At 39.7% G+C, this 21,949-nt stretch carries 36 protein-coding genes (1 of these 36 cut by a window edge); 34 read left to right on the forward strand and 2 right to left on the reverse strand.

Translation table 11 applies throughout. The features are described 5' to 3' along the window. Window positions 1-4 precede the first annotated feature (4 nt). From rplV to NSS81_RS13080, 33 genes are all read left to right on the forward strand, one after another. Window positions 5-346, forward strand: a complete 342-nt coding sequence (gene rplV / locus NSS81_RS12920; RefSeq protein ID WP_342433867.1) for a 50S ribosomal protein L22 — start codon at window positions 5-7, stop codon at window positions 344-346. Between the two features lie 3 nt (window positions 347-349). Beyond that, entirely contained in the window at window positions 350-1,006 is a 657-nt protein-coding gene (gene rpsC / locus NSS81_RS12925; protein ID WP_342433868.1) for a 30S ribosomal protein S3, read from the forward strand. 2 nt (window positions 1,007-1,008) lie between these two features. Next, window positions 1,009-1,443, forward strand: a complete 435-nt coding sequence (rplP, locus tag NSS81_RS12930; protein ID WP_342433869.1) for a 50S ribosomal protein L16 — start codon at window positions 1,009-1,011, stop codon at window positions 1,441-1,443. Beyond that, a complete protein-coding gene (rpmC, locus tag NSS81_RS12935; RefSeq protein WP_090767636.1) occupies window positions 1,433-1,633 on the forward strand; it encodes a 50S ribosomal protein L29 in 201 nt (66 codons plus the stop codon). Before rplP ends, rpmC begins: the two co-directional genes overlap by 11 nt. Window positions 1,634-1,655: 22 nt before the next feature. Further along, window positions 1,656-1,919: a 30S ribosomal protein S17 gene (rpsQ, locus tag NSS81_RS12940; RefSeq protein ID WP_342433870.1), complete on the forward strand. Its 264-nt coding sequence runs from the start codon at window positions 1,656-1,658 to the stop codon at window positions 1,917-1,919. Between the two features lie 40 nt (window positions 1,920-1,959). Next, window positions 1,960-2,328 carry a 50S ribosomal protein L14 gene (rplN, locus tag NSS81_RS12945; RefSeq protein WP_066072331.1) on the forward strand — a complete coding sequence of 123 codons (369 nt, stop codon included), beginning with the start codon at window positions 1,960-1,962 and terminating at the stop codon, window positions 2,326-2,328. Window positions 2,329-2,363: 35 nt separating this feature from the next. Then, window positions 2,364-2,672, forward strand: coding sequence for a 50S ribosomal protein L24 (gene rplX, locus NSS81_RS12950; RefSeq protein WP_342433871.1), 309 nt, complete (start codon window positions 2,364-2,366; stop codon window positions 2,670-2,672). 28 nt (window positions 2,673-2,700) lie between these two features. Further along, window positions 2,701-3,240: a 50S ribosomal protein L5 gene (rplE, locus tag NSS81_RS12955; RefSeq protein WP_342433872.1), complete on the forward strand. Its 540-nt coding sequence runs from the start codon at window positions 2,701-2,703 to the stop codon at window positions 3,238-3,240. A 24-nt stretch (window positions 3,241-3,264) separates the two neighbouring features. Then, window positions 3,265-3,450 (forward strand): 30S ribosomal protein S14, encoded by a 186-nt coding sequence (gene rpsN / locus NSS81_RS12960; RefSeq protein ID WP_027322645.1) that lies wholly within the window; start codon window positions 3,265-3,267, stop codon window positions 3,448-3,450. A gap of 29 nt (window positions 3,451-3,479) precedes the next feature. Continuing rightward, window positions 3,480-3,878, forward strand: coding sequence for a 30S ribosomal protein S8 (gene rpsH, locus NSS81_RS12965; RefSeq protein WP_342433873.1), 399 nt, complete (start codon window positions 3,480-3,482; stop codon window positions 3,876-3,878). A gap of 31 nt (window positions 3,879-3,909) precedes the next feature. After that, a complete protein-coding gene (rplF, locus tag NSS81_RS12970) occupies window positions 3,910-4,446 on the forward strand; it encodes a 50S ribosomal protein L6 (RefSeq protein ID WP_342433874.1) in 537 nt (178 codons plus the stop codon). Window positions 4,447-4,479: 33 nt separating this feature from the next. Continuing rightward, window positions 4,480-4,842, forward strand: a complete 363-nt coding sequence (rplR, locus tag NSS81_RS12975) for a 50S ribosomal protein L18 (protein ID WP_342433875.1) — start codon at window positions 4,480-4,482, stop codon at window positions 4,840-4,842. 26 nt (window positions 4,843-4,868) lie between these two features. Beyond that, a complete protein-coding gene (gene rpsE / locus NSS81_RS12980; protein ID WP_342434015.1) occupies window positions 4,869-5,369 on the forward strand; it encodes a 30S ribosomal protein S5 in 501 nt (166 codons plus the stop codon). Window positions 5,370-5,382: 13 nt separating this feature from the next. Continuing rightward, entirely contained in the window at window positions 5,383-5,565 is a 183-nt protein-coding gene (gene rpmD / locus NSS81_RS12985; RefSeq protein ID WP_342433876.1) for a 50S ribosomal protein L30, read from the forward strand. Between the two features lie 32 nt (window positions 5,566-5,597). Continuing rightward, the gene (rplO, locus tag NSS81_RS12990; RefSeq protein WP_342433877.1) at window positions 5,598-6,038 is read left to right on the forward strand and encodes a 50S ribosomal protein L15; all 441 of its coding nucleotides are present in this window, start codon (window positions 5,598-5,600) and stop codon (window positions 6,036-6,038) included. Beyond that, window positions 6,038-7,336, forward strand: a complete 1,299-nt coding sequence (gene secY / locus NSS81_RS12995; RefSeq protein ID WP_342433878.1) for a preprotein translocase subunit SecY — start codon at window positions 6,038-6,040, stop codon at window positions 7,334-7,336. Before rplO ends, secY begins: the two co-directional genes overlap by 1 nt. A gap of 58 nt (window positions 7,337-7,394) precedes the next feature. After that, on the forward strand, window positions 7,395-8,045 hold the full coding sequence (locus NSS81_RS13000; RefSeq protein WP_342433879.1) for an adenylate kinase: 651 nt from the start codon (window positions 7,395-7,397) through the stop codon (window positions 8,043-8,045). After that, window positions 8,042-8,788, forward strand: a complete 747-nt coding sequence (gene map / locus NSS81_RS13005; RefSeq protein WP_342433880.1) for a type I methionyl aminopeptidase — start codon at window positions 8,042-8,044, stop codon at window positions 8,786-8,788. Before NSS81_RS13000 ends, map begins: the two co-directional genes overlap by 4 nt. A gap of 240 nt (window positions 8,789-9,028) precedes the next feature. Then, a complete protein-coding gene (gene infA, locus NSS81_RS13010; protein WP_007085268.1) occupies window positions 9,029-9,247 on the forward strand; it encodes a translation initiation factor IF-1 in 219 nt (72 codons plus the stop codon). Window positions 9,248-9,284: 37 nt separating this feature from the next. Beyond that, entirely contained in the window at window positions 9,285-9,398 is a 114-nt protein-coding gene (gene rpmJ / locus NSS81_RS13015) for a 50S ribosomal protein L36 (protein ID WP_000868344.1), read from the forward strand. Window positions 9,399-9,421: 23 nt separating this feature from the next. Then, window positions 9,422-9,787: a 30S ribosomal protein S13 gene (gene rpsM / locus NSS81_RS13020; protein ID WP_342433881.1), complete on the forward strand. Its 366-nt coding sequence runs from the start codon at window positions 9,422-9,424 to the stop codon at window positions 9,785-9,787. 21 nt (window positions 9,788-9,808) lie between these two features. Next, window positions 9,809-10,198, forward strand: coding sequence for a 30S ribosomal protein S11 (rpsK, locus tag NSS81_RS13025; RefSeq protein ID WP_024027886.1), 390 nt, complete (start codon window positions 9,809-9,811; stop codon window positions 10,196-10,198). A 173-nt stretch (window positions 10,199-10,371) separates the two neighbouring features. Continuing rightward, window positions 10,372-11,316 carry a DNA-directed RNA polymerase subunit alpha gene (locus tag NSS81_RS13030; protein ID WP_342433882.1) on the forward strand — a complete coding sequence of 315 codons (945 nt, stop codon included), beginning with the start codon at window positions 10,372-10,374 and terminating at the stop codon, window positions 11,314-11,316. A gap of 81 nt (window positions 11,317-11,397) precedes the next feature. Further along, window positions 11,398-11,760, forward strand: coding sequence for a 50S ribosomal protein L17 (gene rplQ / locus NSS81_RS13035; protein WP_342433883.1), 363 nt, complete (start codon window positions 11,398-11,400; stop codon window positions 11,758-11,760). Between the two features lie 373 nt (window positions 11,761-12,133). After that, window positions 12,134-12,973 (forward strand): energy-coupling factor ABC transporter ATP-binding protein, encoded by an 840-nt coding sequence (locus tag NSS81_RS13040; RefSeq protein WP_342433884.1) that lies wholly within the window; start codon window positions 12,134-12,136, stop codon window positions 12,971-12,973. Continuing rightward, entirely contained in the window at window positions 12,949-13,818 is an 870-nt protein-coding gene (locus NSS81_RS13045) for an energy-coupling factor ABC transporter ATP-binding protein (protein WP_342433885.1), read from the forward strand. The genes NSS81_RS13040 and NSS81_RS13045 overlap by 25 nt, the downstream gene beginning before the upstream one ends. Then, window positions 13,815-14,612 carry an energy-coupling factor transporter transmembrane protein EcfT gene (locus NSS81_RS13050; protein WP_342433886.1) on the forward strand — a complete coding sequence of 266 codons (798 nt, stop codon included), beginning with the start codon at window positions 13,815-13,817 and terminating at the stop codon, window positions 14,610-14,612. Before NSS81_RS13045 ends, NSS81_RS13050 begins: the two co-directional genes overlap by 4 nt. Window positions 14,613-14,623: 11 nt before the next feature. Further along, window positions 14,624-15,364, forward strand: a complete 741-nt coding sequence (truA, locus tag NSS81_RS13055) for a tRNA pseudouridine(38-40) synthase TruA (protein ID WP_342433887.1) — start codon at window positions 14,624-14,626, stop codon at window positions 15,362-15,364. Between the two features lie 252 nt (window positions 15,365-15,616). Next, on the forward strand, window positions 15,617-16,054 hold the full coding sequence (rplM, locus tag NSS81_RS13060) for a 50S ribosomal protein L13 (protein ID WP_342433888.1): 438 nt from the start codon (window positions 15,617-15,619) through the stop codon (window positions 16,052-16,054). A gap of 20 nt (window positions 16,055-16,074) precedes the next feature. Next, window positions 16,075-16,467, forward strand: coding sequence for a 30S ribosomal protein S9 (rpsI, locus tag NSS81_RS13065; RefSeq protein WP_342433889.1), 393 nt, complete (start codon window positions 16,075-16,077; stop codon window positions 16,465-16,467). A 233-nt stretch (window positions 16,468-16,700) separates the two neighbouring features. Next, window positions 16,701-17,144 (forward strand): YbaK family protein, encoded by a 444-nt coding sequence (locus NSS81_RS13070; protein WP_342433890.1) that lies wholly within the window; start codon window positions 16,701-16,703, stop codon window positions 17,142-17,144. A gap of 824 nt (window positions 17,145-17,968) precedes the next feature. Then, a complete protein-coding gene (gene cwlD / locus NSS81_RS13075; protein ID WP_342433891.1) occupies window positions 17,969-18,727 on the forward strand; it encodes an N-acetylmuramoyl-L-alanine amidase CwlD in 759 nt (252 codons plus the stop codon). A gap of 150 nt (window positions 18,728-18,877) precedes the next feature. Next, window positions 18,878-19,933, forward strand: a complete 1,056-nt coding sequence (locus tag NSS81_RS13080; RefSeq protein ID WP_342433892.1) for an Mrp/NBP35 family ATP-binding protein — start codon at window positions 18,878-18,880, stop codon at window positions 19,931-19,933. Window positions 19,934-20,001: 68 nt separating this feature from the next. Here NSS81_RS13080 and gerD read toward each other — a convergent pair whose 3' ends face one another. After that, window positions 20,002-20,577 (reverse strand): spore germination lipoprotein GerD, encoded by a 576-nt coding sequence (gene gerD, locus NSS81_RS13085; RefSeq protein WP_342429171.1) that lies wholly within the window; start codon window positions 20,575-20,577, stop codon window positions 20,002-20,004. A 147-nt stretch (window positions 20,578-20,724) separates the two neighbouring features. Between gerD and NSS81_RS13090 the strand changes: the two genes are divergently transcribed. Continuing rightward, window positions 20,725-21,405, forward strand: a complete 681-nt coding sequence (locus NSS81_RS13090; protein WP_342429172.1) for a KinB-signaling pathway activation protein — start codon at window positions 20,725-20,727, stop codon at window positions 21,403-21,405. Window positions 21,406-21,428: 23 nt separating this feature from the next. Here NSS81_RS13090 and pdaB read toward each other — a convergent pair whose 3' ends face one another. Next, window positions 21,429-21,949 carry the 3' portion of a polysaccharide deacetylase family sporulation protein PdaB gene (pdaB, locus tag NSS81_RS13095; protein ID WP_342434016.1) on the reverse strand. 232 nt of this gene lie beyond the right edge of the window, so the window shows 521 of its 753 coding nt (coding positions 233-753); its start codon lies off the right edge, out of view; its stop codon occupies window positions 21,429-21,431.

Consider the following 21,949-nt stretch of genomic DNA (forward strand, 5'->3'; position numbering starts at 1 on the left):
TCAAATGCAAGCTAAAGCTGTTGCAAGAACAGTTCGTATTGCTCCTCGTAAAGCACGTTTAGTCGTAGATTTAATTCGAGGAAAGCAAGTTGGTGAAGCGGTGGCGATTTTAAATCTTACACCTAAGTTTGCTTCTCCAATTGTTGAGAAAGTACTAAAATCAGCTATGGCAAATGCCGAGCATAATTATGAAATGGACATCAATAGCTTGGTTGTTACTCAAGCTTTTGTTGACGAAGGACCAACTTTAAAACGTTTCCGTCCTCGTGCAATGGGCCGTGCTAGCCAAATTAACAAACGCACAAGCCACATTACAATCGTTCTATCAGAAAAGAAGGAGGGATAATCAGTGGGTCAAAAAGTAAATCCTGTCGGTTTGCGTATCGGTATCATCAAAGATTGGGAATCTAAGTGGTACGCAGGTAAAGACTTTGCTACCCTTTTACACGAAGACCTTAAAATTCGTGAATACATTGCGAAGCGTTTGAAAGATGCTTCTGTATCTAAAGTTGAAATCGAACGTGCTGCAAACCGTGTGAATGTAACAGTTCATACTGCGAAGCCTGGTATGGTTATCGGTAAAGGCGGAACAGAAGTTGAAGCACTTCGTAAAGCACTAAACCAATTAACTGGCAAACGTGTACACATCAACATTCTTGAAATTAAAAGAGCTGACCTTGATGCGAAATTAGTAGCTGAAAACGTTGCTCGTCAATTAGAAAACCGTGTATCCTTCCGTCGTGCACAAAAGCAAGTTATCCAACGTGCAATGCGTTTAGGAGCGAAAGGTATTAAAACACAAGTATCAGGTCGTTTAGGCGGTGCAGATATTGCACGTGCTGAACACTATAGCGAAGGAACAGTTCCACTTCACACACTTCGTGCCGATATCGACTATGCTACAGCTGAAGCTGATACTACGTATGGTAAGCTTGGCGTAAAAGTATGGATCTATAAGGGAGAAGTCCTTCCTACTAAGAAGAAACCTGCGGAAGGAGGCAAATAATTATGTTATTGCCAAAACGCGTTAAATATCGCCGTCAACACCGTGGAAAAATGCGCGGTCAAGCTAAAGGTGGCACTGAAGTAACATTTGGTGAATTCGGCCTACAAGCAACTGAAGCTTCATGGATCACAAATCGTCAAATTGAAGCTGCTCGTATTGCAATGACTCGTTACATGAAACGTGGCGGTAAAGTTTGGATTAAAATTTTCCCTCACAAGCCTTTTACTGCAAAACCTCTTGAAGTGCGGATGGGTTCTGGTAAAGGTGCGCCTGAAGGTTGGGTAGCTGTTGTTAAACCAGGAAAAGTTATGTTTGAAATCGCTGGAGTATCTGAAGAAGTTGCACGTGAAGCACTTCGTCTAGCTATGCACAAACTTCCTGTAAAGTGTAAGTTTGTAAAACGTGAAGAAATTGGTGGTGAATCAAATGAGAGCTAATGAAATCAAAGACCTTACCACTGCTGAAATTGAACAAAAAGTTAAATCATTAAAAGAAGAGCTTTTCAACCTTCGCTTCCAATTAGCGACTGGTCAACTTGAAAATACAGCTCGCATTCGTGAAGTACGAAAAGGGATCGCTCGCATGAAAACAGTGATTCGTGAGAGAGAAATCAGCGTTAACAAGTGATTATTGAGAGGAGGTTCACACAATGAGTGAACGTAACCAACGCAAGGTTTACACTGGACGTGTTGTTTCTGACAAAATGGACAAAACCATTACTGTTTTAGTTGAGACATACAAAACACATTCATTATACGGTAAACGCGTTAAGTACTCTAAAAAGTTTAAAGCTCATGATGAGCAAAATGAAGCAAAAATTGGCGATATCGTACGTATCATGGAAACTCGTCCGCTTTCTGCGACAAAGAGATTCCGTTTAGTAGAAGTTACGGAAGTAGCGGTTATTATTTAATTGTTCGGATAAAGCATCATTCCGAAGGGAGGTTACACACATGATTCAACAAGAATCACGTTTAAAAGTTGCTGATAACTCTGGTGCACGTGAGGTACTTACTATTAAAGTACTTGGTGGTTCTGGCCGTAAGTTTGCTGGTATCGGTGATGTTATCGTATGTACAGTAAAACAAGCAACACCAGGTGGCGTTGTTAAAAAGGGTGACGTTGTTAAGGCTGTTATTGTTCGTACAAAGAGCGGTGCACGTCGACAAGATGGAACCTACATTCGTTTCGATGAAAACGCATGTGTAATTATCAAGGATGATAAGAGCCCACGTGGAACACGTATTTTCGGACCTGTTGCTCGTGAACTACGCGATAGCAACTTTATGAAAATTGTATCCTTGGCTCCAGAAGTACTATAATATAAATTCAATTGCCTTTAAGGAGGTGCTTACTGATGCATGTGAAAAAAGGTGATAAGGTCAAGGTCTTATCTGGTAAGGATAAAGGTAAAACAGGTGTGATCCTAGCTGCCTATCCGAAGGATAACCGTGTACTAGTAGAAGGTGTAAACATCGTGAAAAAACATGCGAAACCTTCACAAGTGAATCCTCAAGGTGGAATTATGACCTATGAGGCGCCAATTCATGTATCAAACGTTTTACCTATCGACCCTAAGTCTGGTAACCCAACTCGTGTAGGTTACAAAACGGTTGATGGCAAAAAAGTACGTGTAGCAAAATCTGGTGAAATTTTAGATAAATAGTTTAAATTTTAGAAGGGAGGTACAATAAGTGAGCCGCCTAAAAGAAAAGTTTGTTAAAGAAGTAACACCTGCTCTTATGAGCAAGTTCAACTATAAATCAGTAATGCAAGTTCCACAGCTTGATAAAATTGTTATCAACATGGGTGTGGGTGATGCAGTATCAAACGCAAAAGCATTAGATATTGCTGTTGAAGAACTAGCGACTATCACTGGTCAAAAACCTGTTGTAACTCGCGCTAAGAAATCAATCGCAGGATTCCGTCTACGTGAAGGTATGCCGATTGGTGCAAAAGTAACTCTTCGCGGTAAGCGTATGTACGAATTCTTAGATAAATTAGTTTCTGTTTCTTTACCGCGTGTACGTGATTTCCGTGGTATTTCTAAGAAAGCATTCGATGGTCGTGGTAACTATACATTGGGTGTTAAAGAACAATTAATCTTCCCTGAAATTGATTATGATAAAGTAAGCAAGGTTCGTGGAATGGATATCGTTATCGTAACTACTGCTAACACGGATGAAGAAGCACGTGAACTATTAACACAATTTGGAATGCCATTCCAAAAGTAATCGCTAAATAAGGGAGGCGAAAACGTGGCTAAAAAGTCAATGATTGCGAAACAAAAACGCACGCCTAAATTCCCGGTACAAGAGTACACACGCTGTGAACGTTGCGGCCGTCCGCACTCAGTATACCGTAAATTTAAGCTTTGCCGTATTTGTTTCCGTGAATTAGCATACAAGGGACAAATTCCTGGTGTCAAAAAAGCTAGCTGGTAAAACCCAAGTCTGGGAAGGAGGTAAAAATAATGGTCATGACAGATCCAATTGCTGATATGCTTACTCGCATTCGTAATGCGAATATGGTGCGTCACGAAAAGTTAGAAGTGCCTGCTTCTAATATGAAAAAAGAAATTGCTGATATTTTAAAGCGTGAAGGTTTCGTTCGTGATGTCGAGTTTATTGAAGACAACAAACAAGGTATTATCCGTATCTTCTTGAAGTACGGTTCAAATAACGAACGTGTTATCACTGGTCTAAAGCGCATAAGCAAGCCTGGACTTCGAGTTTACGCAAAATCTACTGAGGTACCACGTGTACTTAACGGTCTTGGTATCGCATTAGTTTCAACTTCACAAGGTGTTATTACTGATAAACAAGCTCGTGCAAACCAAATTGGCGGAGAAGTTCTAGCATACGTTTGGTAATCGAGTCTTTGAATGAATGGAGGTGCACTAAATGTCTCGTATAGGAAAACTACCTATTGAAATTCCTGCTGGAGTTACCGTTACAATTGTTAAAAATAACGTTTCTGTTAAAGGACCTAAAGGCGAATTAACCCGCTCTTTTGACCCGGAAATTGGAATTACTCTTGAAGAGAACGTTGTAACAGTTACTCGTCCATCTGATGCGAAGGAACACCGCGCTTTACACGGTACTACACGCGCGGTACTTGCGAACATGGTTGAAGGTGTTTCTGCAGGTTTCGAAAGAAAGTTAGAATTAATCGGGGTTGGTTACCGTGCTCAAAAGCAAGGTACTAAACTTGTATTAAACGTTGGATATTCTCATCCAGTTGAATTTAATCCTGAAGCTGGCCTTGAAATTGAAGTGCCAACAAATACAAAGATTACAATTAAAGGGATTGATAAAGAACGTGTTGGTGAATTAGCAGCCAATATCCGTCAAGTCCGTCCTCCTGAGCCGTATAAAGGTAAAGGAATTCGTTACGAAGGCGAATTTGTTCGTCGTAAAGAAGGTAAAACAGGTAAGTAATGCCGCATAGGTAAAACGAAAGGAGTGACGTAAATGATTACGAAGCTTGACAAAAACGCTACTCGCAAGAAAAGACATGCTCGTGTTCGTGCGAAACTTAGCGGTACTTCAGCTCGTCCACGCCTAAATGTGTTTCGTTCAAACAAACATATTTATGCGCAGCTTATCGATGACATGAGTGGAGTAACTTTAACAAGTGCTTCTACATTAGATAAAGAGTTCGATCTTGAATCTACAACAAATATGGAAGCTGCACAAAAAGTCGGAGAATTAGTCGCTAAACGTGCGGTAGAAAAAGGTATCTCTTCTGTTGTTTTTGACCGTGGGGGCTACCTATATCACGGACGTATTCAAGCATTAGCTGATGCTGCTCGTGAAAACGGCCTACAATTTTAATAGACAAAGGAGGGACATACACAATGATACGTCGTATTGATCCAAACAAACTTGAACTAGAAGAGCGCGTAGTAACGATTAACCGTGTTGCGAAAGTTGTTAAGGGTGGTCGTCGTTTTCGCTTCTCTGCTCTAGTAGTAGTTGGTGATAAAAACGGTCATGTTGGTTTTGGTACTGGTAAAGCTCAAGAAGTACCTGACGCTATTCGTAAAGCAATCGAAGACGCGAAGAAAAACCTAATCGAAGTTGCAATGGTTGGAACAACTATTCCTCACCAAGTAATTGGACGTTTTGGTGCTGGTGAAATATTCCTAAAACCTGCTTCAGAAGGTACAGGAGTTATTGCTGGTGGACCAGTACGTGCTGTACTTGAATTAGGCGGGGTAGGCGATATCCTTTCTAAATCACTTGGAACAAACACTCCGATCAACATGGTTCGTGCAACACTTGATGGACTAAAACAATTAAAACGTGCTGAAGACGTAGCGAAATTACGTGGAAAATCAGTAGAAGAACTGTTAGGATAAGGAGGGAAATCAAATGGCAAACAAACTATTAGTTACCCTCAGCCGTAGCGTAATTGGTCGTCCTGAAGACCAACGCGCAACAGTTACAGCTTTAGGTTTACGTAAATTAAATCAAACAGTTGAGCACCAAGATAATGCTGCTATTCGCGGTATGATTACAAAAGTTGCTCACCTTGTAACAGTTAAAGAACAATAATGGATTCTTTTCTTTCATAAGGAGGTGCCAATATGAAACTTCATGAACTAAAACCTGCAGAAGGTTCTCGCAGAGAACGTAAACGTCTAGGACGCGGTACCGCTTCTGGTCAAGGTAAAACTGCTGGTAAAGGACATAAAGGTCAAAATGCTCGGTCAGGCGGAGGTGTCCGTCTTGGATTTGAGGGTGGTCAAACACCTTTATTCCGTCGTTTACCAAAACGCGGATTTACAAATATAAACCGTAAAGAATATGCCATCGTGAACCTTGACGTTCTTAACCGCTTTGAAGACGGTACAGAAGTTACTCCAGAACTTCTTATCGAAACGGGTATTGTTAAGAACGAGAGAGCAGGAATTAAAATTCTTGCTAAAGGTAAGGTAGAGAAAAAACTTTCAGTTAAAGCTCACAAATTCTCCTCTACTGCCAAAGAAGCAATTGAAGCTGTAGGCGGAACTGCTGAGGTGATCTAATGTTCCAGACAATCTCCAATTTTATGCGCGTCGGTGATATTAGAAAGAAAGTGTTTTATACACTAATAATGTTAGTAGTATTTCGTTTAGGCACCTTCATTCCTGTGCCAAATGTAAATGCTGATATACTCGCAGCACAAGATAAATTAAGTGTATTCGGTATTTTAAATACCTTTGGCGGTGGGGCGTTGCAAAACTTCTCCATTTTAGCCATGGGTATTATGCCGTACATCACTGCTTCGATTATTATTCAGTTGTTGCAAATGGATGTTGTTCCGAAATTTACGGAATGGTCAAAACAGGGTGATGCTGGTCGTCGTAAATTAGCTCAATTTACCCGTTATTTTACAATTGTACTTGGCTTCATTCAAGCCTTAGGAATGTCTTATGGCTTTAATAGTATGGCAAGTGGTCAGTTAATTAAAAACCCAGGTATTGGCACGTATTTACTAATTGCAGTTGTTTTGACTGCTGGTACTGCGTTTCTATTATGGGTTGGTGAGCAAATTACCGAAAAAGGTGTTGGAAATGGTATTTCCATCATCATCTTTGCTGGTATTGTTGCAAGTATTCCAAGTACAGTTAACCAGATCTATGTTCAACAATTTGAAAATGCGGGAGATCAGTTATTCCTACGAATTATAACTATCGTCTTAATTGTACTTGCTGTTATTGCAATTGTTGTTGGAACTATTTTTATTCAACAAGCAATAAGGAAAATTCCGATTCAATATGCAAAACAACGTGCAATTAACGGTCGTAATGCTGGTGCTCAACAGTCAACACATATGCCATTAAAGGTTAATGCTGCTGGTGTTATCCCAGTAATTTTCGCTGTTTCTTTTATTGTAACTCCTAGAACCATCGCATCATTTTTTCCAACGAATGATGTAACGCTCTGGATTACAAAGGTATTTGATTATTCCCACCCAATTGGGATGACTCTATATGCCGCACTAATTATTGCATTTACTTATTTCTATGCTTTCATTCAGGTAAACCCTGAACAAGCAGCAGAAAATTTGCAAAAACAAAGTGGCTATATACCTGGTATCAGACCAGGTAAGAGTACAAAAGAATATTTAACTCGCGTATTGTACCGTTTAACTTTTGTTGGAGCACTCTTCCTTGCTGTTATTTCTGTACTTCCTATGTTCTTTATTGAAATAGCGAATTTGCCGCAATCAGCACAAATTGGTGGAACTAGCTTACTAATCGTAGTGGGTGTTGCCCTAGATACGATGAAGCAGCTTGAATCACAATTAGTTAAACGTCACTATAAAGGTTTTATCAAATAAAATGGTTTTGGGGACTTAGGTCTCCTAAACCGATAATAAGCACGAGGGGGGAACACGTGTGAATTTAGTATTAATGGGGCTTCCAGGTGCTGGAAAAGGCACTCAGGCTGAACAAATCGTCGAAAAATACGGCATCCCTCATATCTCTACTGGAGATATGTTCCGTGCAGCGATGAAAGAAGGAACGGAACTAGGTTTAAAAGCAAAATCCTTCATGGATCAAGGCGATCTTGTACCTGATGAAGTTACAATCGGCATAGTTCGTGAACGGTTAAGTAAAAAGGACTGTGAAAAGGGCTTTTTACTTGATGGTTTTCCTAGAACGGTACCTCAAGCAGATGCATTAGAAACACTACTATCTGATTTAGGTAAAAAGATTGATTATGTAATCAATATTAGTGTGGATAAAAGTATTTTAATGGAACGTTTGACTGGTCGTCGTATTTGTAAGGATTGTGGTTCAACGTATCATTTAGTATTTAATCCTCCTGCTAAAGAGGGTACTTGCGACAAATGTGGCGGTGAACTCTACCAAAGAGCTGATGATAATGCGGAGACCGTTCAAAATCGTTTAGACGTAAATATTAAACAACAAGAACCATTGCTTACATTTTATGAAGCAAAAGGCTATGTACGTACGATTAATGGCCAGCAGGATATCAATTTGGTATTTGCTGACATCAATAACCTGCTCGGGGGCAACGAATGATCTTTTGTAAAACCCCGAATCAAGTTGAAATCATGCGTGTGGCTGGACGTATTGTTGCGCTCACGCACCTTGAACTAAAGAAGCACATTATTCCTGGTATAACTACGTATGAATTGGATCAAATAGCTGAGGAGTTTATTCTCTCTCAGGATGCAATTCCTTCGTTTAAAGGATATAATGGTTTCTGTGGCAGTATCTGTACAAGTGTGAACAATGAACTTGTTCATGGTATACCCGGTGATGTTGTCCTAAATGAAGGGGACATTATCAGTATCGATATTGGTGCAAAATATAAAGGCTACCATGGAGATTCTGCATGGACATACGGTGTAGGAAAAATTGATGAGGATTCTCAACGTCTTTTGGACATAACAGAGGAATCACTTTATCAAGGTCTCAATGAAGCAAAACCAGGCGAGCGTCTCTCGAACATCTCCCATGCGATTCAAAAGTATGTGGAAGCAAATGGTTTTTCTATTGTACGCGAGTATGTAGGACACGGTGTAGGGCAAGACTTACATGAGGAACCCAATATCCCTCATTTTGGTCCGCCAAACATTGGTCCGCGTCTGAAGCCTGGCATGGTTCTGGCAATTGAACCGATGGTGAATGCCGGAAGCCGATATGTTAAAACATTGGCGGATAATTGGACAGTTGTGACGGTTGATGGAGGAAGATGTGCCCATTTTGAGCATACGATCGCTATCACTGAAACGGGGTATGATGTTTTAACCAAACTTTAAAATTTGGTGATTTCCAATGTTCAATCCGGTCAAAATCCAAAACTGTGCAATTTCTAATTGTTTCTAACGGACGAATGCTAATCAATATGTTATACTAGTTAAGTTGGTTATTTATTGATTACGCTTCTTCTAAGGTTCAGAACAGTATGAAGGAATCAGAACGTGCAATTACTGAGAGCTTTTGCTTTGCACAATCAAATAATGAACGCCTATCTGAAATAGAGAAGGGAGACGAGTCTAATGGCCAAAGATGATGTAATTGAAATTGAAGGTAAAGTAATAGAAACTTTGCCGAACGCAATGTTTAAAGTAGAATTAGAAAATGGTCATACTGTGCTAGCTCATGTTTCTGGTAAAATCCGAATGCATTTCATTCGAATCCTTCCGGGTGACAAAGTTACTGTTGAGCTTTCTCCATATGACTTAACACGCGGAAGAATTACTTACCGCTTCAAATAATCTGCTTGCACTCCGAACTACCAAGGAGGTTAGGATAATGAAAGTAAGACCATCTGTAAAGCCGATCTGCGAAAAGTGCAAAGTTATCCGTAGACGCGGAAAAGTTATGGTTATCTGTGAAAACCCTAAACATAAACAAAAACAAGGTTAATCTTGAAGGAGGTGCGCTCATTTATGGCACGTATTGCTGGTGTAGATATTCCACGTGAAAAACGTGTAGTAATATCTTTAACTTACATTTATGGTATTGGTAAAAATACTGCACAAAAAGTATTAGCTGAAGCTGGTGTTTCAGAAAGTACTCGAGTGCGTGATCTAACAGAAGACGAATTAAACAAAATCCGTGATATCATCGACAAACTAAAAGTTGAAGGTGACCTTCGCCGTGAAATTTCTCTTAACATTAAGCGTTTAATGGAAATCGGCTGCTACCGCGGATTACGTCATCGTCGTGGTTTACCGGTTCGTGGACAAAATACGAAAAACAACGCTCGTACACGCAAAGGTCCTCGTAAGACTGTAGCGAACAAGAAGAAGTAATCGGCAAAGGAGGTTATTTAAATGGCACGTAAAACTAATACACGTAAACGTCGTGTTAAAAAGAATATTGAATCAGGTATTGCACATATCCGCTCAACATTTAACAACACTATCGTAACAATCACTGATGTTCATGGAAATGCAATATCATGGTCAAGTGCTGGTGCACTTGGATTTAGAGGTTCGCGTAAGTCTACTCCGTTTGCAGCGCAAATGGCGGCAGAAACTGCAGCAAAGACATCCATCGAACATGGTATGAAAACTTTAGAAGTTACTGTTAAAGGTCCAGGTGCAGGACGTGAAGCTGCTATCCGTGCTTTACAAGCTGCTGGCCTTGAAGTAACAGCAATTAAAGACGTTACTCCTGTTCCTCATAACGGATGCCGTCCACCAAAACGCCGCCGTGTTTAATTTTTCTGTATAGAATTTGTATCCCTCGTCTATAATGGGATATGTACTATATTTTCGTTCTTATACAGAAATCTTATTCCAGTTGTTGTGCACAAAGCGGGAACGTAAACATAGGGGAATTTCGATTAGCATAAACTAATTGGGGTTTCGACGTTTTGAAGGAGGGTTATTTGATGATTGAAATAGAAAAACCAAAAATCGAAACGGTTGAGATCAACGATGATGCCAAGTTTGGTAAGTTCATCGTAGAGCCACTTGAGCGTGGATATGGTACCACTTTGGGTAACTCCTTACGTCGTATCCTATTATCTTCACTCCCAGGTGCCGCTGTTACATCGATTCAGGTCGATGGGGTGCTCCATGAGTTCTCAACAATTGAAGGCGTTGTAGAGGATGTAACATCCATCATTTTAAACATTAAAAAATTAGCGTTAAAAATCTATTCTGATGAAGAGAAAACACTTGAAATTGATGTTCAAGGTGAACGGGTAGTTAAAGCTGGAAATATCACTCATGATAGTGATGTTGAAATTTTAAATCCTGACCTTCATATTGCTACACTTTCTGCAAGTGGCCATCTTCGTATGCGATTGACGGCGAAACGCGGGCGTGGTTATACTCCTGCTGTACAAAATAAGCGAGAAGATCAACCTATAGGTGTGATTCCAATCGATTCTATTTTTACACCTGTTTCTCGTGTATCCTTTCAGGTAGAAAACACTCGTGTAGGTCAAATGTCAAATTTTGATAAGTTAACGCTAGATGTTTGGACAGATGGAAGTACTGGACCAAAAGAAGCGATTGCACTTGGTTCGAAAATTTTGACCGAGCATTTGAACATTTTCGTGGGTCTGACTGACGAAGCTCAAAATGCTGAAATCATGATTGAAAAAGAAGAGGACCAAAAAGAAAAGGTTCTTGAGATGACGATTGAAGAACTTGATTTATCAGTTCGTTCATATAATTGCTTAAAGCGTGCGGGAATCAATACTGTTCAGGAATTGGCTAACAAGACTGAAGAAGATATGATGAAAGTACGTAACTTAGGCCGCAAATCACTCGAAGAAGTGAAGGCGAAACTAGAAGAGCTTGGATTAGGCTTACGCAAGGATGACTGATTAGTTAATCCGTATTAACTTGTTGTTTACTTCCTGCTAACTCATCCGATTTAATGACTTCAACAAAGGAGGGAACCCTTCATGGCATACAGAAAGTTAGGACGCACAAGCGCACAGCGTAAAGCTATGCTTCGTGATTTAACAACTGATTTAATTATCAATGAGCGCATTCAAACAACAGAAACTCGTGCGAAGGAATTGCGCAGTACTGTTGAGAAAATGATTACTTTAGGCAAACGCGGTGATTTACATGCACGCCGTCAAGCTGCTTCTTACGTTCGTAATGAAGTTGCTGATGCTGAAAATGGTCAGAGCGCATTACAAAAATTATTCGTTGATATCGCTCCTCGTTACCAAGAGCGTCAAGGTGGATATACTCGAATTATGAAAATTGGTCCACGCCGCGGTGACGCAGCACCAATGGTTATTATCGAGTTAGTTTAACTCTTAGGAGACAAGGGCGCTGGACAGTTTAATATAAAACTTGTTCCTTCGCCCTTTTTTCGTATCTATTTAATATATGCTTTACGACCCAAGCCAAAAAGAGTGTTATGATGAGCGTAATCCCTATATTTTAGGGCCTATTGGAAGATCCTTTCCTGGAGGGATAATCTGGATATGAATTGATTATTCAAGTCTATAGATTTCCTTTTTATGTCTCGTCTAGCTCATGCACCTCCTCCCATTTCTTTTTAGAAATCCCTTTATTACTGCAGAAACGTGATTCTGCAAAGGGTTGAGGTGCAGGCTTTTTTTGCATTCTGAGGTTTTTTTTAATAAGATTAGATGAGATGAGATGAGGGGGAGGAATAGTAGTTTGAATGAGCCAATCGTAACCCTTAAAAATGTATCCTTTCAATATGAATCCCAAGACCGTCCTGCCCTTGATAATGTTAGCTTTGACATATACGAAGGGGAGTGGCTGGCTATTGTCGGTCATAATGGTTCAGGCAAGTCTACAATGGCAAAGCTGTTAAATGGTTTGCAATTTCCACAACAGGGAGAAATAAATGTTTGTGGCATCATGCTTACGGAAGATTCAATTTGGGATGTTCGAAAACAATTAGGAATGGTTTTTCAAAATCCAGATAATCAGTTTGTTGGCACGACCGTACAAGATGATGTGGCTTTTGGTTTAGAAAATCATGGAATTGTTAGAGATGAAATGGTCTTTAGAGTGAATGACGCCTTAAAAAAGGTGAATATGGATCAGTTTCTTGATCAAGAGCCACACCATCTTTCAGGCGGACAAAAGCAGCGAGTGGCAATTGCCGGTGTTCTTGCCTTAAGGCCGTCTATTATTATTTTAGATGAAGCGACATCGATGCTAGACCCTCGGGGGAGAGAAGATGTATTGGAAACCGTACGGCTTTTAAAAGAGGAAAGATTGCTTACGGTCATATCAATTACCCATGATTTAGAAGAGGCAGCAAAGGCAGACCGGATTATTGTAATGAATCAAGGAGAGGTATACCGCGAAGGTACCCCGGAAGAAATCTTTTCCCTAGATGATGAATTGATTCATTTAGGCTTGGATATTCCTTTCTCAGTTAAAATGAGCAAAGCCTTCCGTCAGAAGGGGATTGACTTTTCAAAGTACTATTTAACCGAAGAAGAGTTGGTGAAAGAACTATGGACATCTCGCTCAGGAATGTAGAGTACCGTTACCAGGCCAACACGCCATTTGAACGACTTGCAATTGAAGATGTTTCAATTGATATTCCTTCGGGTACCTTCATGGCTATTATTGGACATACCGGATCAGGAAAGTCCACGGTGTTACAGCATTTAAATGGACTTTTGCAGCCGACAGAAGGAATGGTTGTAGTTGGGGAACGTGAAATAAAGGCGAAGCAAAAAAACAAAGACTTAAAAAAAGTCCGTCAAAGTGTTGGAATTGTATTTCAGTTTCCTGAACATCAATTGTTTGAAGAAACTGTTGAAAAGGATATTATGTTTGGCCCGTTGAATTTTGGTGTAACTGTTGACGAAGCGAAACGTAGGACACGTGCAGCACTTAAACAAGTGGGCTTGCACGAGGAACTTTTGGAAAAATCACCCTTTGACTTGTCAGGCGGACAAATGCGACGTGTTGCTATTGCAGGTGTATTAGCTATGGAACCCGATATCCTTGTACTGGACGAGCCTACGGCTGGATTAGATCCACGGGGACGCAAGGAGATTATGGATATGTTTTATTCTCTCCATAAGGAAAAAGGGCTATCTACCATATTGGTAACCCACAGTATGGAGGACGCTGCCCGGTATGCGGATCAAATTGTCATAATGCAGCAAGGCAGAGTTGTGAAACAAGGCACGCCAGAGGAGATTTTTTCTTCTTCCTTTGAATTAATCGATATGGGACTTGATGTTCCAGAGGTTGTTCGTTTTCAACTAAAGCTTGAAGAAAAAATGGGGATTAAATTAGGTAAAATATACCTGTCCATTGACCAGTTATCATCTGCAGTTTCGGACCTTTTAAGAAGAGGTGAGCGAAAATGATGGAAAAAATGATTTTCGGCAGGTATGTACCAGCAAATTCAATCATTCACCGGATGGACCCTCGTTCCAAGCTGACGATTATTTTCTTATTTGTTTGTGTTATCTTTTTAGCAAATAACTTGTTAACCTATTTGATAATTGGCATCTACACCTTTTCAATGTTAGGTTTGTCTCGGATTCCTTTCCGCTTTTTATACGCTGGTTTAAAGCCCGTTCTATGGCTGGTTGTTTTTACTTTATTACTCCAGTTGTTTTTTACAAAAGAAGGAAGTTTGCTTTTTGAATTCGGTTTTGTGAAAATTTATGAGGAGGGACTAAGACAAGGGATATTTATTTCCTTGAGATTCCTTTTCTTAATCTTAATGACATCATTGTTAACTTTAACGACAACACCAATTGAAATAACCGACGGATTAGAAACGCTGTTGCATCCGTTAAAAAAGGTGCGTTTTCCCGTTCATGAAATGGCATTAATGATGTCAATATCATTAAGGTTTATTCCAACGCTTATGCAGGAAACGGATAAGATTATGAAAGCACAGATAGCCCGCGGAGTAGAGTTTGCCAGTGGCCCGTTCAAGGAACGGATTAAGGCTGTTATTCCGTTACTTATACCTCTGTTTGTAAGCTCATTCAAACGTGCAGAGGAGCTTGCTATTGCGATGGAAGCAAGAGGGTATCGAGGCGGAGAAGGCAGAACGAAGTATCGTCAATTAAGCTGGCATCTAGTTGATTCACTTCAAATCATTTTCTTAGCAATCATTACAATACTATTATTATTATTACGTTCATAATGGAGCAGCCTATGCAGCGCTATAAATGTATAATTTCATATGATGGTACTGGTTTTTCGGGATATCAGGTTCAACCAAAAAAACGGACGATTCAAAGTGTATTCGAGGGCGTTTTAGAAAAAATGCATAAAGGGAAGCAAGTGAGAATATCCGGGTCTGGACGAACAGATGCCGGTGTACATGCTAAAGAGCAGGTTATTCATTTTGACTCACCCTTAGCCATTTCCACGGAGAGATGGGAAACGGCATTAAACTCTATGCTTCCAGAGGATATATCTGTCTTAACTGTAGAAAAGGCATCTGACACGTTTCATTCCCGTTTTGATGCTATTGGTAAGGAATACCGGTATGTACTCTCTCTTGCTAAAAAACGGGATCCGTTTATGCGTAACTATACTTATCATTATCCCTATCCATTAAATATATCTGCCATTGAAGAGGCATGCCAATATTTACTAGGAACCCATGATTTCTCAAGCTTTTGTTCAGCAAGAACAGGGGTGGAGGATAAAGTCCGGACGATTGATACCATCGAGGTTACAGTCAACGGGGAGCAGCTTACCTTTCGGTTTATTGGCAATGGTTTTTTATATAATATGGTTCGTATTTTGGTAGGTACTTTAATAGAAGTCGGCTCGGGAAACCGTAATCCTGAGGAATTACGTGAAATTCTAAAATCGAAAGACCGTCAATCTGCTGGTATAACGGCACCAGCGCAAGGCTTGTACCTTTGGAAGGTATTTTACGACTAGTAGTTTACTAACAACCCTACCTGGTGTAACATTTTCTTGACATATCGACGAAGAGCACTTATTATATTAGAGTGCGTGTTTTTAATCCCACGATAAAGCCCCGGAAAGTCTTAATCGTGATTGAAAATATATGATAAAAAAACTGAGCGTACCAGGGCTTTTGCTTCATTCCCGGAACAGAATGAATGCTAAAGTGCCTTAAAAGGTACGAAATAATAATCTTTTATGGATTTAATATAGGAGGGAAATTTCATGCGTACAACGTTTATGGCTAATGCCAACAATATCGAACGTAAATGGTATGTCGTTGATGCTGAGGGCCAAACTCTTGGTCGTCTTGCTTCTGAAGTAGCTGCAATTTTACGTGGTAAAAACAAACCGACTTTCACACCACATGTTGACACTGGTGATCATGTTATTATTATTAACGCTTCTAAAATTCACTTAACTGGTAACAAGTTAAATGATAAGATTTACTACCGTCACACTATGCATCCAGGTGGTTTAAAAACAAGAACTGCTTTGGAAATGCGTACGAACTATCCTGAGAAAATGCTTGAGCTTGCAATTAAAGGCATGCTTCCAAAGAATTCTCTAGGTCGTCAAACTTATAAGAAGTTAAATGTCTATGCTGGTAGCGAACATCCGCACCAAGCACAAAAACCTGAAGTTTACACACTTCGCGGATAATTTAGAGGGAGGGAAATAACTTGGCACAAGTTCAATATTATGGTACTGGTCGTCGTAAGAGCTCTGTCGCACGTGTGCGCTTAGTTCCAGGTACAGGTAAAGTTATAGTTAACGGACGTGACATTGAAGAATATATCCCATTTGAAGCTTTACGTATGGTTGTAAACCAACCATTAGTTGCTACTGAAACAAAAGGCAGCTATGATGTTCTTGTAAACGTAAGCGGCGGTGGTTATACTGGTCAAGCTGGCGCAATTCGCCACGGTATTGCTCGCGCATTACTTTTAGTTGATCCAGAATATCGTCCAACATTAAAGCGTGCAGGTCTATTAACACGTGACCCACGTATGAAAGAACGTAAGAAATACGGACTTAAAGGCGCTCGTCGTGCACCTCAGTTCTCAAAACGTTAATCTTTACATTTCAAAGACTCCCAACCATTGGTTGGGAGTCTTTTTTTATCTTTTCATAAGTAACGGTCACCAGAACGCCTCATGATGGCCTAATTTTTATTGATTTATGTTTTTCCTCTTAAATATGTCCTAAGGAAAGAATATAGGATAAAAATTGGCAATGGAAATATGGTTAGTACTTTGCATTTCTTACTTGAAAGGGATGAAGAATAGACGTAAGAGGTGAAAAGTAAGTGAATGTGATTACAACCTTCAAAGAAAAAAAACGCGATAAACAAATTAAATATGAGCGGTCTGTATTAAAGGACCTATCGATAAAAATGTTAAAAGAAAGAGTTCAACATTACTTTGGTGGTACAAAAATAGCCTCAAGTTTTGTGATGAATAAGGGAATCGAAGAAGCCTGTTATGATGTTGCACTAGAAGCCTATTTATTAGGGGCAAAATTAAGTAAATTTGGCTATTATGGAGAGAGCGTTGATGATGTTAGAAAACGCTGCTATAAAGAAGAGAAGCATTTAATTGATACCTTATATAACTTTTTACTCTATTGGGGACACGGCGAAGAAGGGATAATGTCGGAATCGCTTTATTACTCATGTGAGGGATACATTGATATTTGGTGGAGAGAAGGGTTTGACAAAGGGCAAAGGCGTCACAAGCTCCGCCTCCATTAGAAATATTTAACCTTAGAAATGGCTCTTTTTCTTTAGGACATGGTTATTCGAACGGAGATGTCCTTCATCGAGTTTATGAAGGACAACTTGCCTGGTTATTCGAACGGAGATGTCCTTCATCGAGTTTATGAAGGACAACTTGCCTGGTTATTCGAAGGGAGATGTCCTTCATCGAGTTTATGAAGGACAACTTGCCCGGTTATTCGAACGGAGTTGTCCTTCATCGAGGTTATGAAGGACAACTTGCTCAGCTTTTCGAAAGGAGGTGTCCATCATCGAAGTTATGAAGGACAACTTGCCCGGCTTTTCACACGGAGTTGTCCTTCATCGAGTTTATGAAGGACAACTTGCTCAGTTATTCGACCGGAGATGTCCTTCATCGAGTTTATGAAGGACAACTTGCTCAGTTATTCGACCGGAGATGTCCTTCATCGAGGTTATGAAGGACAACTTGCCTGGTTATTCGAACGGAGTTGTCCTTCATCGAGGTTATGAAGGACAACTTGCCTGGATATTTGAAAGGAGTTGTCCTTCATCGAGGTTATGAAAGACAACTTGCTCAGTTATTCGAACGGAGTTGTCCTTCATCGAGTTTATGAAGGACAACTTGCTCAGTTATTCGACCGGAGTTGTCCTTCATCGAGTTTATGAAGGACAACTTGCCTGGTTATTCGAACGGAGATGTCCTTCATCGAGGTTATGAAGGACATCTTGTTCGGTTATTCGAAAGGAGATGTCCTTCATCGAGCTGATGCTTGTTCCGAAGGCGCTTCCGCTTTTCGTTTCTTCCTGTTCTATTTTTTACTCTTGTCCCATATAGTTTAATGAATATGGACGAGCGGGAAGGAATGATTTGGGTGTTAAGATCTAGAATAAAGGTCATAGGTTTTTCTGTTGGTTTGCTTATTTTATTTCTGATTTTACAATATGATTTTACTAAAGAAGACACCTGGAGAAACTGGAATCTTCCGTTGTCAGGGAAAATTATATTAATTGATCCTGGACATGGCGGACCAGATGGTGGAGCGGGTACAGAACAAGTACTTGAAAAGGATATTGCCTTAAATATTTCACTGAAGGTTCGAGACTATTTACAGGAGCAAGGAGCCCTTGTCATCATGACACGCAACGAGGATAAGGACCTGGCAGAATCAGATACTAGAGGCTACAGCAGGAGGAAGGTAGAAGATTTAAAAAACAGACTTAAAATGATTAATGACAATGATAATGATTTCTTCGTCAGTATTCACCTTAACGCCATCCCATCAGCGAGATGGAGTGGTGCACAAACCTTCTACGCCCCTCATTTTAAAGAAAATGCTCGAGCATCAAAATTCATCCAGGAGGAACTTCGGGTTAATTTAGAAAATACAACACGTAAAGCAAAGCCGATCAATCGAGTCTATATTTTAAAACATGCGAAGAAACCCGGTGTCTTAGTTGAAGTTGGTTTTCTTTCAAATCCTACTGAAAGAGAAAAATTAAGAAATGATTCATACCAGGAGAAGGTGGCTGCATCAATTAGTCAAGGAATCCAACGATACTTTACGAATGAAGCAGAATTGATAGAAACAGACGAATGAAGGCTGTCGGGTGACACCTTCACTTTTTTTTACCATAAGGTATTTCTGCATGTTTATGGGGATAATGTGTGATTCAATTAACTGTTTCCCATTAGGATTATGGTATACTGAGAGTTGGAAACGAATTCATTAGGTGAGGTGTTTGTTTACATGTTAACAGAAGTAAAAGTCCTAGAAGTATTGGGCGGCCTTAAAGAACCATTTTTACATAAAACTTTAGCGGAATTAAATGCAATTGAGGAAGTAAAGATAAAAGAAGAAAAAAACCATGTGAGTGTAAAAATACAAATTGCTAAAACAGGCACATCTGAACAATTACAGCTGCAAACACAGGTGGTAAACTTATTAAAAGAAGCTGGGGCAAATACGGTTGGTATCCGTTTCAGTGAGCTTCCTGAAGAGGTATTAGCACAACATAGACAAGGGGTAAGCCAGACAGAAGAAGCTAATCTGCTTACCTCTAATAAAACAACATTTATTGCGATTGCATCGGGTAAGGGGGGAGTGGGGAAATCCACGGTTTCCGTCAATCTCGCTGTTGCCTTAGCTCGATTAGGGAAAAAGGTAGGCTTAATTGATGCAGATATTTATGGCTTTAGTGTTCCTGATATGATGGGAATTACAGAACGCCCTGTAGTTCGGGGCGAAAAAATTCTTCCTGTTGAGCGCTTTGGTGTAAAAGTAATTTCCATGGGCTTCTTTGTAGAAGATAATTCCCCAATTATTTGGCGTGGACCAATGTTAGGCAAGATGCTTAATAGTTTCTTCAATGAAGTCGAATGGGGAGACGTTGATTACGTATTGTTAGATCTGCCGCCAGGCACGGGAGATGTGGCTTTAGATGTACACACCATGCTGCCTGCATGTAAAGAAATCATTGTAACGACCCCACATCCAACAGCTGCATTTGTAGCCGCACGTGCGGGTGCAATGGCATTGAAAACAGATCATGAAATTATTGGTGTTATTGAAAATATGGCCTATTTCGAAAGTAAATTAACTGGAGAAAAGGAATATGTATTTGGTCAAGGCGGCGGCGACAAGCTTGCCGAGGATTTACAAACCGAAGTTCTTGGGCGCCTTCCGCTTAATCAGCCAGATTGGAATGATGATGACTTTGCACCTTCCATTTATCAGGAAGATCATCAGATAGGTAAAATTTACCTCGAAATTGCTAAAAAAATAACAAGTGTCCTTATTAAGTAGGGGTTACTTAACATACGAAGGAAAAATACCACTTCCAATAACGGGAGTGGTATTTTTGTTTCTCAACCTTATTCTTTTTTCTTACTTTTTTCTGCTTCTTTCATATCTTCCACAGTTTTTAAAAGCAGTTCTTGCATCTTCACCTTATAAAGAGGACTGTCTATTGTCTCAGTAATGACTTTTTGTAGATGCTCACGGTATTCTTGACTTTTTAACGCATCAGCCATTTCCTTTTGTATTTCTGGTTCCTTAAAAACTTCTATCATCATGCTCCTGTACTCAGGGTCATTCATCAAATCTTTTAACAGCTTTTCATTTTCGGATTTCATGTGTTTTGCCACGCCTTGCGCAAACTTTTTATCATTATAGGTTTTTTTCCAAAATTCAGTTGCCTTTTCTGAAGTTAGAGTTTGTTGGATAGTATCTGTAACTACCTGTTGATCCATCACTAAGGATTCTTTCATTTCGTCACCAGTCATGACCTCTTTAATTGCTTTCTTACCCTCATCAGTTTTTAGAATATCGACAACCATCTTCTTCGTTTGTTCATAATCTACCTGCCCTCCATTACCCGATTCAGCAGCACCGCAGCTAGTTAGGAACACCATGATGAGTAGGAGGAGCAAAATATTCTTAACCTTCATTTAAAAGCTCCTTTCACATAAAAATCCTTAATTTTAGGATGAAGTAAAAAGACAAAGATTATTCGTTATGTTATCAAAATCTAGATTTTTTAACTTTGGATTGGTACAATTACTATGATATTTATTATTTACTTGGAGGATAAAAGTGTGACAAGTCGTATCTGGGTCAAACTGTTTCTGCGCACCCTATTAGTGGGTGGAGTAACAACAGCAGTTTTAGGATTTATCGTACGCTGGAGTGAATTTCAGTCTTATTTTACTGAATTTCAAATCTTCGATATATTATCTACTACTATCTGGTTATTATTTATGGGCTTCCTTTTTAGTGTGATTAGCCAAATGGGCTTTTTTGCTTATTTAACCGTTCACCGTTTTGGTTTAGGAATATTTAAATCAGTTTCACTATGGAATGCTGTTCAAGTGGTCCTCATTTTATTTGTTTTATTCGACCTTATTTATTTACGCTATGAGACCTTTGCCGAACAAGGAGAATCTGTTATGCCTTATTTCGGTCTAGCGGCATTACTGCTAATCATCAGTCTTATTGTGGCGGGGTTCAAAGCAAAACAAACAAACCGAGAGGCTTTCATTCCTGCCCTTTTTGTTATGATTGTAGTAACTGTAATTGAGTGGGTGCCAGTCTTGCGTGTAAATGAAAAAAGTTGGCTTCTCCTTATGATGTTTGCTTTATTGGCATGTAATGCATATCAATTATTAATCCTTCATAAATTAAATGCAGAGTCAGCAAATGAAAGAAGAAGACGGGCAAGTCGTTCAAGTGAAACAAAGACTGCAAATAACAAAATTAAAGCCTTAAAAAGCAAATGAAAAAACCGCCATTTGGCGGTTTTTTAATTGATTTCCTGTGATTTAACGTCACCGTTAGCTATCATTTCTGAAACAGTTACAACCTTTAACCCCTTCTGGTTGATTTCTTTGAGAATCTCGGGAAGGGCCTTTGATGTTTGTTTTGCGGAATCAGATGCATGCAAAAGGATAATATCACCTTTATTTGCCTTCTTTACATTCTCCACAATTTGAACAACTCCTGGATTAGTCCAATCCTTAGAATCAATACTCCAATGGACAACCGTATAGCCATATCTTTCGGCAATTATTAAGGTTCTCTCATCGAAATGCCCAGTGGGAGCACGCAAAAGTTTAATATCTTTGATATTTAATTTTTTAAATGCTTCAGTTGCTTTTGCAATGTCTTTTCCGATTTTAACATCTTCTAGTTCTGTGTAATCCTCATATGCATAACCAAGTATTCCAATTTCATATCCTTCCTTCACGATGCGGTTGACAATATCCGGATGCCTCTCTGCCCATGAACCAGATAAAAAGAAGGTAGCTGACTTCACATTCTCTT

It is taken from the genome of Neobacillus sp. FSL H8-0543, from assembly GCF_038592905.1.
GTDB lineage: Bacteria > Bacillota > Bacilli > Bacillales > Cytobacillaceae > Neobacillus.